The sequence below is a fragment of the Algoriphagus sanaruensis genome (assembly GCF_001593605.1).
Taxonomy (GTDB): Bacteria; Bacteroidota; Bacteroidia; order Cytophagales; family Cyclobacteriaceae; genus Algoriphagus; species Algoriphagus sanaruensis.
The window spans coordinates 2823846-2838069 of sequence record NZ_CP012836.1; the positions used below are offsets into that span (position 1 = coordinate 2823846).

At 39.9% G+C, this 14224-nt stretch carries 12 protein-coding genes; 8 read left to right on the forward strand and 4 right to left on the reverse strand.

What is annotated here, in order from left to right:
- The first annotated feature begins 143 nt into the window (after positions 1–143).
- The 5 genes from AO498_RS12410 (at position 144) to AO498_RS12435 (ending at position 4432) form a co-directional block, all read left to right on the forward strand.
- Positions 144–1619 carry a polysaccharide biosynthesis C-terminal domain-containing protein gene (locus AO498_RS12410; protein ID WP_067548116.1) on the forward strand — a complete coding sequence of 492 codons (1476 nt, stop codon included), beginning with the start codon at positions 144–146 and terminating at the stop codon, positions 1617–1619.
- A gap of 407 nt (positions 1620–2026) precedes the next feature.
- A complete protein-coding gene (locus tag AO498_RS12420; protein ID WP_067548122.1) occupies positions 2027–2950 on the forward strand; it encodes a universal stress protein in 924 nt (307 codons plus the stop codon).
- A 96-nt stretch (positions 2951–3046) separates the two neighbouring features.
- The gene (locus tag AO498_RS12425) at positions 3047–3592 is read left to right on the forward strand and encodes an RNA polymerase sigma factor (protein WP_067548125.1); all 546 of its coding nucleotides are present in this window, start codon (positions 3047–3049) and stop codon (positions 3590–3592) included.
- A 31-nt stretch (positions 3593–3623) separates the two neighbouring features.
- Positions 3624–3986 carry a hypothetical protein gene (locus AO498_RS12430; protein ID WP_067548129.1) on the forward strand — a complete coding sequence of 121 codons (363 nt, stop codon included), beginning with the start codon at positions 3624–3626 and terminating at the stop codon, positions 3984–3986.
- Positions 3987–3988: 2 nt separating this feature from the next.
- Positions 3989–4432, forward strand: coding sequence for a hypothetical protein (locus AO498_RS12435; RefSeq protein WP_067548132.1), 444 nt, complete (start codon positions 3989–3991; stop codon positions 4430–4432).
- Positions 4433–4464: 32 nt separating this feature from the next.
- Here the strand turns inward: AO498_RS12435 and mscL are convergent, their stop codons facing one another.
- Entirely contained in the window at positions 4465–4887 is a 423-nt protein-coding gene (gene mscL / locus AO498_RS12440; protein WP_067548135.1) for a large-conductance mechanosensitive channel protein MscL, read from the reverse strand.
- 182 nt (positions 4888–5069) lie between these two features.
- Between mscL and AO498_RS12445 the strand changes: the two genes are divergently transcribed.
- From AO498_RS12445 to pfkA, 3 genes are all read left to right on the forward strand, one after another.
- Complete coding sequence (locus AO498_RS12445) at positions 5070–7112, forward strand: S9 family peptidase (protein WP_067548138.1); 2043 nt, start codon at positions 5070–5072, stop codon at positions 7110–7112.
- A gap of 140 nt (positions 7113–7252) precedes the next feature.
- Positions 7253–7633, forward strand: a complete 381-nt coding sequence (locus AO498_RS12450) for a methylglyoxal synthase (RefSeq protein WP_067548141.1) — start codon at positions 7253–7255, stop codon at positions 7631–7633.
- On the forward strand, positions 7623–8609 hold the full coding sequence (gene pfkA / locus AO498_RS12455; protein ID WP_067548144.1) for a 6-phosphofructokinase: 987 nt from the start codon (positions 7623–7625) through the stop codon (positions 8607–8609). The genes AO498_RS12450 and pfkA overlap by 11 nt, the downstream gene beginning before the upstream one ends.
- 52 nt (positions 8610–8661) lie before the next feature.
- Here the strand turns inward: pfkA and AO498_RS12460 are convergent, their stop codons facing one another.
- From AO498_RS12460 to AO498_RS12470, 3 genes are all read right to left on the reverse strand, one after another.
- The gene (locus AO498_RS12460) at positions 8662–10212 is read right to left on the reverse strand and encodes an alpha-amylase family glycosyl hydrolase (protein WP_067550470.1); all 1551 of its coding nucleotides are present in this window, start codon (positions 10210–10212) and stop codon (positions 8662–8664) included.
- A gap of 68 nt (positions 10213–10280) precedes the next feature.
- Positions 10281–11342: a class II fructose-bisphosphate aldolase gene (gene fbaA, locus AO498_RS12465; RefSeq protein ID WP_067548147.1), complete on the reverse strand. Its 1062-nt coding sequence runs from the start codon at positions 11340–11342 to the stop codon at positions 10281–10283.
- Between the two features lie 18 nt (positions 11343–11360).
- Positions 11361–14159, reverse strand: a complete 2799-nt coding sequence (locus AO498_RS12470; RefSeq protein ID WP_067548150.1) for an alpha-amylase family glycosyl hydrolase — start codon at positions 14157–14159, stop codon at positions 11361–11363.
- Positions 14160–14224: the final 65 nt, after the last annotated feature.

Genomic DNA, 14224 nt, shown 5'->3' on the forward strand with positions numbered 1-14224 from the left:
ATGGTGATCGTGGCCTTGGCTTATTTGGGAAAAAAGTATTTCTCCAAATCCAAACCAAGTCAACCTGGATGTGACAAGTGTGTCAAATCCTAAATCACAATATTGCCTGAAGGAATTCCCATTTTTTTTAGGAATATTCGTGCATGAGTAAAGTCGCCAAGCAAAGTATCCAAACCGCTCTTTTTTCCTACCTGGGAGTGGTCATCGGATACATCAACGTGCTTTGGCTTTATCCCTATGCACTGGATGCCACTGAATTAGGCATTTTCCGAACCGTTCAGGATTTGGCCTTGCTTTTTGTCCCATTTGCCCAGCTTGGAATTGGACATGGAATTACCCGTTACTTTCCCCAATTAGAAAATCAGAAATCCGCTTTTCTGAGTTTTAGCTTATTGCTTTCCCTGATCGGATTCATCCTAGTTTCCTTGATTTTTTTTGGATTCAAAGAGCAACTCATACAACTTTTTGCCTTCAACTCTCCTGAACTTATCGACTTTTTGGGTCTTGTCCTATTGATTACTCTTTTTTCGCTGATCAATAGCGTGCTAGATTCCTATGCGAGATCCTTTATCAAAGTAGCTATTCCCACCTTCTTCAGAGAAGTTTTCCTTAGGTTTCTGAGTTCAGTTCTGGTAGGAGCTTATTTATTAGGCTGGATTGATTTCAACCAGGTTATGCAAGGTTTGGTGGCGACGTATGGAATTACCCTAGTGGGTGTTTTGGTTTACCTGATTTGGCTAGGAGTTTTGACTTTTGATTTTCGATGGAGCTCCTTCCCTACTGGGTTTAGAAGTTCATTTATCCGATATAGTCTGATTACGTTTTTGGCTACTGCTGCCTCTACTTTGATTATGAAAATCGACTCAGTGATGGTCAGTTCGATGGTAAGCTTGGAAGCTAATGCGGTCTATTCCATTGCTTTCTACATGGCGCTGGTCGTGGAGCTACCTAGAAGGGCTATTTCACAAGTTAGTATGCCGATTATTGCCGAACATTTTGCTACGCAAAACACCCCTGAGATTCAAAAGCTTTATCGACAGATTTCCAATCGTCAGTTATACATCTGTTTGTTTCTATTTGCCCTTATTTGGGTCAATATCGATCAGATTTATCACTTTGTGCCGAATCGAGAAATCTACCAAGCAGGAAAATATGTCGTATTGATCATTGGAATGGGCAAGATTATCGACGTGGGTTTTTCTGTGAATAGTGAGATTCTAGTATTCTCCAACTACTATCGATTTAATTTGATTTTGACCGTTATAATGAGCTTTGTCATAATTGCTGCCAATTACTTCCTGATTCCGATTTTTGGAATAGAAGGCGCTGCATTAGGTTCTGCAGGAGTTATGCTGGGATTCAATAGCATCAAATATTTGTATCTAAAAGCTAAACTTAGCTTAGATCCTTTTAGCATTGAGACCCTAAAAATTCTCCTAGTGGGTAGTTTGGGGTTTGGATGCTCTATCCTGAAATTTCCTGAATGGAACCCAATTTTGAATTTATTTTTCCAAAGTGTGACTGTTGCGGGCGTCTATTTACTTGGGTCAATAATCTTAAAAATAGGGCGAGAAGAATGGGCTTGGATAAAAACGAAAGTAAAAACATCCGGGCCTTAGAGTGTTACGAAACCTCTTTTATTGACAAGATTTGAGCTGCCTTTGATCCGCAAACTTCCACTGTTATCCTGCTTTTTGGGCGAGGTCCCGGTCCCGATTGTTATCGGGAAAGGATGAGGCCTGTTTTTGGAAAGGGCTTCACTCGGAAATTGTTTTAAATTGTGAAGTTCGAACATGTCGGCGGCCCGGACACTGCAAATATACGATTCAGAAGGCGCCTAGCCAGTATATGAAGGAAAGTTTGCTGATCAAATTTGATCACCAAATATTGTATTTCAGTTAAAGGGACCAAAACGGCTTGAAAATGAAGAAATCAAGAAAAATCTATCAAGCTTCGAAATTTTATTTCGCCAATTTCAGATAGATTCCATCTTGGATTTTAACTTTGCAAGTAAATCACAGCAGCTATGTATTTGATCAAAAAACTGATTGTTTGTCTGGATCAGACTCCCTTGGACAAAACCCTTGTAGAATATGCAGGATTTATAGCCAAGGTCAATCAGACCAAGAAAATCTATTTTTCCAATGTGATTAAAAACCTATCCATCCCCAAAGAGGTCCTTGAAGAATTCCCAAATCTCATTGAAAACATGATCAATGAGCGAAAAGAAGCGATGGAAAAGGTGGTAAAAGAGCACTTTCCAGATCTCAAAGGAATTGCAATCAGCTACGTAGTTAAGGAAGGAAATCTTTCCAAAAAGATATTAAAACTCGCTGAGGAAAAATCCGCTGATATGATCTTGGTTGGTCGAAAAGTGGATCTTCCCGGAACTGGCGTCGCTTCTCAGCGATTGGCAAGAAGAGCGAGTTGCTCATTGCTTATTGTTCCCGAGGGAGCGAAAGCAAAAATCAATAAATTATTGGTTCCCAGCGATTTTTCTGAATACTCAAAAGATGCACTCGAGGAAGCAATCATGATTGTCGAAAAGCATGGAGGCACTGCAGAAATTGTTTGCCAAAATGTCTTTAACGTTCCATCTGGATATCATTTTACCGGTAAAAGTCTGGAAGAATTTACAGAGATCATGAAAATGCATGCTGAGATCAATTACAAGAAGTTCATCAAAAAAATAGATACCAAAGGAATCAAAATTACTCCAATCTATACCCAAGATGACAATGATGATCCTGTTCAGGAAATCGTCTCAAAAGCACTTGAAATCGAAGCAGACGGAATCATTATTGGAGCAAAAGGCAGAACAGCTGCCACTGCACTTTTCATAGGAAGTATGGCGGAAAGGTTAATTCAGTACAATGACAGCCTTCCACTTTTGGTGACTAGGCCTAAAGGAAAAAACGCTGGTATTTTGGACTATATCCTAGAGATTTAATTTTCTTGATACCTAAAATAGAAAAAGAGTCGGTATTTATCGACTCTTTTTCTATTTTAAATAAACCTTCAATCCGATGTAAGGTCTAATCCTGAAATGAAAGAAATAGACCGTCAAATTCTTCAACTTATTCAGAATCCTCAAACCAAGGAGGCTGGATTTAGAAAGTTGATTGAAACATACCAGCGTCATGTTTATCAGCTTATACGAAGGATGGTCTTGATCCATGAAGATGCGAATGACCTCACCCAAGACACGTTCATCAAGGCATTTCGTCATATTCATAAATTTGAATCCCAATCTGGTTTGTTTACTTGGCTTTATCGAATTGCCACCAACGAGTCTCTTTCGTTTTTAGAAAAAAAGAAGAAAAGGTTCTTTTTTTCTATCGATGATCATCAAGAAAAATTAGGCTCCTATTTGGACTATTCCTCTCAATTAAATGGGGATCAAATACAACTCAAACTCCAAAAAGCACTGCTTCGACTTCCTGAGAAGCAAAAATTAGTGTTTTTGCTTCGATATCAAGACGAATTGAGCTATGAGCAAATCTCTGAAATTACGCAAACCAGTGTTGGTGCTTTAAAAGCGAGTTACCATCATGCCGCTAAAAAAATTGAACAATTTATCGAAGAAGACTAAACCAATCCTTTTCAATTAAGTCTAAAAATCAATGGAAAAGTTACCCAAAATCAAAGATTTCAAAGCCCCTCAGAATTACTTCGAGGAGTTGCCGGATCAGATTATTTCCCGATCCCAAACTGGAATTTGGCGAACTCTTATCCCCTATGCCTCTGCTGCTGTTGTAATCATTTGCTTTGGAATTTGGTTTTTAAATCCGTTTACTCCTTCCTCCCAAAATGAGGAATTAATCGCCTTAGACGAAGAGGTATTATTATACATTGAAAGTAATCAGTGGTCTGCTGAAGACGTCTTAAGTTTAAGTGATGATCCCAATGCTATTTTGGATGAAATCATCCAAGAAGAATTGGACCCCTTACTCATTGAGGAGACCGAAGACACCTATACCTTTTGAAAATGATGAAAAAAACACATAGTCTAATCCTGATTTTGTTTCTTTTTGCGACTCAAGTCAGTTTTGCTCAAAGACCAGAACAACGAATCGATCCTGAGCGATTGCAAGCTGCCCGAATAGCTTTTATCACTTCTCGGATCCAACTCAAGCCTGAACAAGCTGAAAAATTCTGGCCCATATTTAATCAGTTTCAAGAAAAACGAGAAACTGCCATGAAACAGCTCGGTGAACTCAATAGAGGGGTTTCGGATGTTTCTGAAGAGGAAGCAAAATCTCGGATTCAACGTAAATTCCAACTTCAGGAAAAGTTGATTTCAGACGAAAAGGTATTTGTCACCGAGGTATCAAAAGTATTATCCCAAAAACAAATTCTTACCCTTCATGCAATTGGAAGGGACTTTACAAGGCATATTTACCAGCGCCAACGAGGTGAAGGAAACGACTAAAAAAGGCCCGAAATTCGATTTCGGGCCTTTTTTTATTTCTTCAACAAATCTCTGATTTCTTCCAAAAGCTTCTCTGAAGGAGTTGGGCCTGGAGGTGGAGGCGGCGGCGCTGCGGCTTCCTCTTTTTTACGATTGAAGTTGTTAATTCCCTTGATTGCTAGGAATATCACAAATGCGATGATGGTAAAATCGACCACATTCTGGATAAACATGCCATAATTAAGAGTCACTGCTGCGACAGCCTCTCCTGCTTCATTGGTACTGGCATCCTTCAGCGTAATAGCCAAAGATTTGAAATCCATTCCTCCGATCAGCAAACCCAAAGGAGGCATTACTACATCATTTACGAATGAGGAAACAATCTTTCCAAAAGCACCGCCGATAATGACACCGACCGCCAAATCGATCACGTTGCCTTTGACCGCAAACTCTCTAAATTCTTTTAATAGTCCCATAAAATATAAGGTTGGTTGAATGATTGTTTTAATATTCTAAAAATAATCCTGATCACCAACAAGAAGGATTCAATTTTAGAAAATCTTGAACTTTTGTTCCAATTAAAGCGAGAGTTTTTATCCAAAATCAGGAACAAAGCGCGATCAATTTTCCTTAACCTTGCAGCTATATTTTAAAATCAATGAAGCCACCGATTGCAATCCAAAAACCACAAGAACTCGAAATCCATGGTCACAAACGGATTGACCCATTTTATTGGATGAATGATCGAGAAAACCCAGAAGTCATTCAATATTTAGAGGAAGAAAATAACTACCTCAAAGAAGTAATGAGGCCAACCGAAAGTCTTCAAGATAAACTTTTTGAGGAAATGAAAGGGCGGATTAAAGAGGATGATCAGAGTGTTCCCTATTTCAAATCAGGATATTACTGGTATGTCAGGTACCAGACGGGCGACGAATATCCTATTTACTGTAGAAAAAAATCGTCCCTTGAATCTCCGGAGGAAATCATATTGGATGTCAATCAGCTTGCAAAAGGTAAATCATACTATCAAGTAGGGACAACCACCACTTCTCCTGATCAAACTATTCTTGCTTTTGCGGCAGATGAAATTGGTCGAAGAATCTATACGATCTTCTTCAAAAACCTTGAAACTGGAGAAATCCTAAAAGATAAAATCGCTCATGTGACTGGTAATTGTGTTTGGGCCGCAGACAACCAAACTCTTTTTTATTCCAAACAAGATGAGGAAACGCTAAGATCATTTCAGATTTACAGTCATAAACTAGGAGAAGATCCGGCTTCTGACCGATTGATTTTTGAAGAAAAAGATGAAGAATTCAGCTGTGTGGTTCACAAAACCAAATCTGAAAAATTCATCTTAATTCATTCAGAAAGCACCATTTCTTCAGAAATCCGTTTCATTTCTGCTGATCAACCTACTGCCGAATTTGAAGTTCTTCAGCCAAGAGTACCCCATTTAGAATATGCAGCAGATCATTTCGGAGAGTTTTTCTATATCCGAACCAACCATCAGGCACAAAACTTCAAATTAGTAAAAGCTCCAATCAGCTCCCCTTCCTTGAATTTTTGGGAGGATGTCATAGGACATCGAGCTAATGTCTTATTGGAAGACTTTGATCTTTTTTCTGATTTTTTGGTCACCCAAGAACGAACCAATGGCTTAACCCAGATTCAAATCAAGCCTTGGAATGAGGAAGGACATACCCTTCATTTTGAGGAAGAAACCTATACCGCTTGGATCAGCACCAATCCCGAATTCCACACCAAAACCTTACGTTTTGGATATAATTCGATGACAACACCAAGTTCGATTTTTGACTATGATATGGTTTCCAAGAATAAAACCCCACTCAAGCAACAAGAGGTGGTAGGTGGATATGATCCATTAGAGTATTATTCTGAGCGCATTTGGGCCAAAGCAAAAGACGGAGTTTCAATTCCGGTTTCCCTGGTATATAAGAAATCCCTATTTGAAAAAAATGGACAAAACCCTTTCCTACTTTATGCTTATGGGTCTTATGGCTATAGCATGGACGCCTATTTTTCCTCAAGCCGATTAAGCTTATTAGACAGAGGCTTTGTCTTTGCAATCGCTCACATCAGAGGAGGAGAAGATCTTGGAAGACATTGGTATGAAGATGGGAAACTCCTGAATAAGGAAAATACGTTCTCTGATTTTATCGCTTGTGCCGAACACGTTATCAGCTCAAATTATACGACAGCAGAACACCTTTACGCGATGGGAGGAAGTGCAGGTGGCCTTTTGATGGGTACTGTTATCAATTGGAAACCAGAGCTATTCCATGGGGTGATTGCGAATGTTCCTTTTGTAGATGTGGTTACAACCATGCTGGATGAAAGTATTCCATTAACCACCGGAGAATTTCAAGAGTGGGGCAATCCAAAAGAGGAGGAATATTATCATTACATGCTTTCCTATTCGCCATATGATAATATTGAAGCCAAAAACTATCCTAACCTGTTGATTACCTCAGGACTTCATGATTCTCAAGTTCAATATTGGGAACCTACCAAATGGGCTGCAAAACTAAGGTTACTGAAAACCGATCAAAACCTTCTCCTACTTCACACCAATATGGAAGCAGGACATGGAGGTGCTTCAGGTCGCTTTAATTCTTTGAAAGAACTTGCATTGGAATATGCGTTCCTTCTTTACTTAGAGAAAATAACCAGCTAATCCCATTTTAGGGTTAAAATAAAAACTAAAGAGCGGAAACTTATTCCGCTCTTTTACATTATTGAGTGAATAAATGTGTTCTAAAGTCGTGAAATGCGAATTTTTCCTAACTTTGGCGCCGAACCTATTTAACCCAATTCATGAAAATCGCCCTTATTGCGCATGATGGTAAGAAAGCCGACATGGTTCACTTTTTAAGTGGCTTTCGAGAATCCCTTCATCGCGGAGATATAGAGCTTGTGGCCACAGGGACCACAGGGTCACATATTGAAAAAGCAGGATTTCAGGTAGAACGCTTATTATCAGGTCCATTGGGAGGAGATGCTCAAATCGCAGCTCTTGCCGCGGAAAAAAAGCTTGCTGCCGTCATCTTTTTCAGGGACCCTTTGGACAAGCATCCACATGAGCCTGATGTACAGATGCTCATGAGAATCTGTGATGTGCATAACATTCCTTTGGCCACCAATCCAGCTTCCGCTGAGCTCATGTTTAAAGCCTTAACCCAAACCTATGGAAACTAAGAATATTAAAAAAATTGGTGTTTTGACCTCAGGCGGAGATGCCCCGGGAATGAATGCTGCCATCCGTGCTGCTGTTAGGGCCGGATTTTATTACGGATTAGAAATGTATGGAATCTACCGAGGATATGAAGGTATGATTCAAAATGATATTAAAAAGCTAGATTCAAAGAACATTACCCATGTCCTTGAGCGGGGTGGTACGTTTCTCAAATCAGCAAGATCAGAGGAATTTAGAACCCCAGAAGGCAGAAAAAAGGCCTATGAAAATCTCAAAAGTCATGGGATTGATGCCTTGGTTGTTATTGGTGGTGATGGTTCCTTGACCGGTGCTCATTTATTCTATCAAGAATATGGAATCCCTGCGGTAGGATTGCCAGGAACCATCGATAATGATCTTTCTGGAACTGACCTAACCATCGGATTTGATACAGCCTGCAATACTGCGATCGAAGCCATCGATAAAATCCGAGATACAGCTACTTCTCATGATCGACTGTTTTTTGTGGAAGTGATGGGTCGAGATGCAGGTTTTATTGCAATCAATGCCGGTGTAGGAAGTGCTGCAGCCGCGATTTTGATTCCAGAACGAAAAACTCCAATCGAAACATTGGTTGAAAAACTCAAAACAAGAACCAAAGCAAAAAAATCTTCCAACATTGTCATTGTTGCTGAAGGCGGAAAAAGCGGTTCTGCTCAAGAAATCGCAGATAAAGTAGCCAAGTATCTTCCTTACTATGACATCAAAGTAACCATCCTTGGACACTTACAGCGAGGCGGTGCTCCAACATGCTTTGATCGTCTTTTAGCATCCAAACTTGGAGTGGCTGCTGTCGAAGGTTTAATGCAAGGCAAATATGATGTCATGGCTGGGTTGATCAACAACAAAGTGGTTTACACTCCAATTGTCAAAGCAATCGTTGGGGATAAAGAAATTGATGAAGAAGATTTGAGAGTGGCAAATATCCTTTCCACTTAATATCAAAAGTTTGAAAATCAAAAGCCCGAGAATTTCTTCTCGGGCTTTTTGCTTATTTGATTAAAAGGATTGTTGAATTTTTCCCTAAAGTCACACTTTCTTTATTTTTCTCTACTGTTCCTAATTTGTAAAGGACGTCATCAAATTCGCTTGGAATATTCAATTCCATCGATTCTGCTCCTACATTATGAATCACAAGAACTTCTTGTCCATCAGTTTTCCTTCCATAGGCCATGATTGATTCCGGATATTCTAACTCCAAAATTTCAAGGGAACCAATGGCCAATGCGGGATGGGAATTTCGAAGTCGAATCAATTCTTTGTAATGATTGAAAAAGCTATCCCGAATATTTCGTTGGATTTCTACTGAGCCTACGGTCTCATCCGTACTGTATTTAGGTTCAATCCAAGTCGCTCTTCCAGTATCTTTCTCCTTGATATCCCAAAGAAAAGGCTCTCGGATATGTTCGTCTGGCTTCAATCCAAGCATGCCTATTTCTTCCCCATAATATAAATAGGGTGCGCCAGGCATGGTCAATAAAATCGCACTAGCTTGCTTATACTTTGCAACATCTTCATTCAAATCATTTAACAATCGAGGTTGGTCATGATTGGATGAAAAGATAGCGTCTGTAAATTCGGAAGTAATTCCTTGATAAAATTCCAACACCTCTTTCTGCTTTTGCAAAAGCAATTGACCATTTCCACTATTCAATGACTCGATTAGGGTATAATGAAAGTCAAAATTGAACAAGGCAGGAAGTCCCGGCAGGTATGGAGCTACAATTTCCTTTTTGTCATAAACCTCGCCTACTAGATACACATCTGGCTTTATGGCTACCATTTTAGATCGGAATTCTTTCCAAAACTCATGATTATCCAACGGCCTGTCATCCGGAAAAATATGCTTTGCTGCATCTAAACGGAATCCATCCACTCCTACTTCTTCCAACCAAAATTTTCCGATGTCATAAATCTCCTCCCGAACTTTAGGATTATCAAAATTCAAATCCGGCATTCCACCCCAGAAAAAACCGTAATAGAAATCCTCTCCAATTCCCGGATCGTGCCATTGTTGGATATTGTCTGAATCAAGCGTAATTACCTTCTTATTCAAAAAATCAGCTATGGTGTCTTTTTGAGCCCATACATAATAGTCACGATACTCGCTATCCCTTCCCGATTTGGAAGCCTGAAACCAAGGATGTTCAGTTGACGTGTGATTGATAATCATATCGATGACTATCTTGATATCTCGTTTATGGGCTTCTGCCAATAAATTTTTGAAGTCATCCATCGTACCATAATCTGGATGTACGGCTTTGTAATCCGTCACATCATATTTATGATAAGTCGGGGATGGCATTATTGGCATAAACCAAATGGCATTTGCCCCAAGCTCCTTGATGTAATCCAACTTCTGGGTAACTCCATTAAAGTCCCCTATTCCATCTCCATTTGAGTCATTGAATGACTGCACAAAGATTTCGTAGGTGATTCCAGCTTGAGGCCAATAGTTTTTCACCTCGGGTTGTTTTTCGGATTGACAAGAAGCCAAAATGGTCAAGGCTGTGAGTGTAGTGGTGATTAGGGTTTTGTTCATAAATCGAGTAGGAAAAGAAAAAGTCACCTGAACCAAGTGACTTTTCCCAAATGGAATAATAAATGTATTTAGTTTCTATTCACTGCATTTAGCATATCAAAAGCAAGTTCAAGACGCTTCACGAAGTTCTCTTCGCCTTTTCTCAACCATACTCTTGGATCATAAAACTTCTTGTTTGGACTGTCTGGACCTTCTGGGTTACCTAATTGTGACTGAAGGTATCCTTCATTCTTTTTGTAGTAATTCAGAATGCCTTCCCACATCGCCCACTGCATATCGGTATCGATATTCATCTTGATTGAACCGTAGCTATTGGCTTCTCTGATTTCCTCTACAGAAGAACCTGATCCACCATGGAACACAAAGTTCAAAGGCTTACCAGTCGTTCCATAGTTTTTGTTGATGTACTCTTGAGAGTTTTTCAAAATGATCGGCTTCAAAGAAACATTACCAGGCTTGTAAACCCCGTGCACGTTGCCGAAAGCTGCAGCGATTGTAAACAAGTCACCGATTTTCTTCAAATTTTCATACGCATAAGCCACTTCTTCTGGCTGAGTATACAATTTAGAAGAATCCACGTCAGAATTATCAACGCCATCTTCTTCTCCACCTGTTACACCAAGTTCGATTTCAATTGCCATTTGAAGCTTGTTGAATTCTTCAAAATACTTGCAAGAAATCTCTACGTTCTCATGCAGGGACTCTTCAGAAAGATCCAACATGTGAGATGAAAACAATGGTTTTTTATACGCTGCGTAATAAGCTTTACCTGCTTCCAAAAGACCGTCGATCCAAGGAAGAAGTTTTAAAGCTGCGTGGTCGGTATGAAGAATTACAGGAACTCCGTACGCCTCGGCCATTTGGTGTACGTGATGCGCACCAGAAATACCACCGGCAATACTTGCCTGTTGCTTATCATTTGGAAGGCTCTTTCCCGCAAAAAATTGTGCTCCTCCATTGGAGAATTGAATAATCACAGGCGAGTTTACTTTTTTTGCGGTTTCCAAAACTGCATTCACAGAGTTGGTTCCGATTACGTTGACAGCAGGAAATGCGAATTCATTTTCTTTAGCATACGCATAAAGGTCTCTGAGCTCTTCTCCGTACTTTACTCCAGGTTTAAATTTCATAGTTTGAGAAAGGTTTGTTTATTTTTTAATCAAGCGTTGGTGAAGCACCCGCTTAGTATCAAACGCCTCAAAGATATAAATCCCATCTTTAATTTTGCCTAAATCAAAATCTAAAATCTGCTCACCTAATTGGGTTTGACCATCAAATAGAATTCTACCGGCCATATCCACCACCCGATAGTTAGCTTGAATCATATCTTTTGGAAGCTCTACTCGAACCATTCCCGTGGTAGGATTCGGATAAACTTTAAATGCTCCTTGGGGAATTACTTCTGGGATAGAGGTCACAAAATCCTCTTGCAAAATCCCCGGATCCGGTTTGGGTAATGGCTTGTCGCTGAATAAATAAAATTCATTAGGACGTAAACCGAACTGAACTTGAGGCGTCGTCACATTAATCTCTTCGCCGGTGAAATAATTATACCATTTCCCTTGGCGAGGAAACTGAATCTGCTGACCTCCCTTGCTTGCCAAATCGAAATTGCCAAAAAGGAAAAAGCTTCCGTCTGAATGTTCCAGATAAATGGACTTCATTGCTGGACCCAAATTCACCGCAGCTTGGGTAGGCGAATTAAAAGCAGTTTGGGTTGCTTTTAGTTTGATCATCTCCTGATACAACTTAAACAATCGCTCCCGCTCAGGATTAGCCAAATATTCCCATTTGGTAGGTTTTATTCCCAAACGATCGTTGTTGAGTTCTTGGTCATAGCCAAATTCACCAAACTGCCAGATCATTTTTGGACCCGGAATAGCAAAATAGAAAGCAGCCATGATTTGATTTCGATTCACTGCATTTTCCAAATTCTTCAAATTCAAAGGATTGGTCGCACCAAAATTCAGTGTTTCCCACATCACTCGCTCTTCATCGTGCGATTCCTGATAGGCAATCAAACCATTTTTAGCCCAATCCCTGCGTTTGTAATAGGCCCATTCCATATTGTCATTGGAACCCTTCGCTAGATTTCGAGAGGTACCATTCATATTTCCCCAAAACATCATTCCGTAATTCGCCAATTCACGCTCTTCTTCATTGACGGCTAAATGTTCCAGAATCACATAAGCCTCTGGATGATGGGATTTAATACGATCATAAATATGCCTCCAGATTTTTACTCGGCTTGGATCATACTGCGACCAAATATTGACATCATTTCCTGAATTTACCTGTGTAAATCCTTTCGAAAGGTCAAATCGGAAGCCATCAAATTTGTATTCCGCCAACCAATAATGATTGACTGAGTCTACGAATGCTTGGGTATACGTGCTTTCATGGTTAAAATCATAGCCAACATTGAACGGGTGCTTTGCAACTCGATTGAACCATGGGTTGTCTTCTGTAGGAGCACCATAATCTCCATCATTGTATAGTCGAACCATCGGATTTTGACCAAATGCATGGTTAAGTACCATATCTAGAATGACCACCATCCCCTTTCCATGCGCTTCATCAATTAGGCGCTTCAAATCGTTTTTGGTTCCGTAAAATTTATCCGGAGCAAAGAAAAACGAGGGGTTATAGCCCCAAGAAAGATTCCCTTCAAACTCGGCAACAGGCATGAGTTGAATGGCATTTACTCCCAGCTCCTTCAAGTAATCCAATCGTTCCGTTACGGCATTGTAGGTTCGCCTAGAATCAAAATCTCGAACCAATAACTCATAAATCACCAACTCCTCAGGCTGAGGTTTTTCATAAGTGGTGTTTTTCCATTGGTAATCCTCTTGGGCAGTTTGTAAGTAAGTTGCTTGAAATTGCGTCTTTCCACTTGGGTAGGGCTTCAAGCCTGGATATCGGTTTTGATCAATGATTTCTTGATCATTAAATGGATCAGAAGTCTTATCACCATAAGGATCTCCGATACGGATTTCTCCTTCGACTAAGTATTGAAAAATATATTCTTTCTTCGGCTCTAGATTATTGATTTCCAGCCAAAAAATCTCCCCATCAGGTGTTCGTTTCATTTGATATTCAGGAAGCACTTGCCAGTCATTAAAGTCCCCGATCACATGGACAATTTGTTTGTTTGGAGCCTGTAGTGCTAGGATAGCCTGAGTATCCGAGATGTAATTAATTCCGAGCTTGGTTCCGTTGGGTAAGGCTGCAATTTCAGAAGGAGCAAAAACCACAATACTCACAGATTCCGTGTCAGATTGATCGCCACTTACTGCCTTAGCTACCAAAGAATAGGTACCAGCTGCTGTTGCTGTGTATTCATAAGAAATAGAAGTGGCTCCAGTCTTATTGGCTACTTCCACTCCGTCCAATTCAAAACTTAAATCAGAAGCCTCTGAAGAAGATGCCTCAAAAGCGAAGGTATCTCCCACTTCCAGAGAAATGGCATTAGTTTGAGGGTTGGTAAAGGTTACTTGAAAACCTTGGGCTAAATCAATGAAAAAATCTGAATTCGAAGTTGTTTTTCCTTCCTTCGATCCATCTGCATTTCTAAATACCAATCCAAGGCGATAAATAGTTTGCCCTGTGGGATTATCAAAAAATTCATTTGGGATTAACTCAAAGGTGTAAATATTAGATTGACCTGCCACTTTCGTCATTTTAGCAGCAGGATTTGAAGTCCCCCAAGTAAAGGGAACAATCGACCAGGTAGTTGAAGCTGGACCCTGAGTTACAGCTCCGATGTGAATGTAAACATCACAATTGCAATCCTTAAGACCAGTTGTTCCTTTGGAAGCATCATAGATAATTTTTACCGTTCCTGAGGCATTTGGAACGGCCGGCTCAGTGGTGACTTGGCCGTAAGACAAAATGCTACTCAGACAGCTAAAAAGAAGTAAAAAAGAAAAGAGAAATCGGTTATTCATAGGGAAGTATTGAAAGTATGAAAACCGGACAGGTTTATTGTCCGGTTTTCAAAGTTAAAATTATC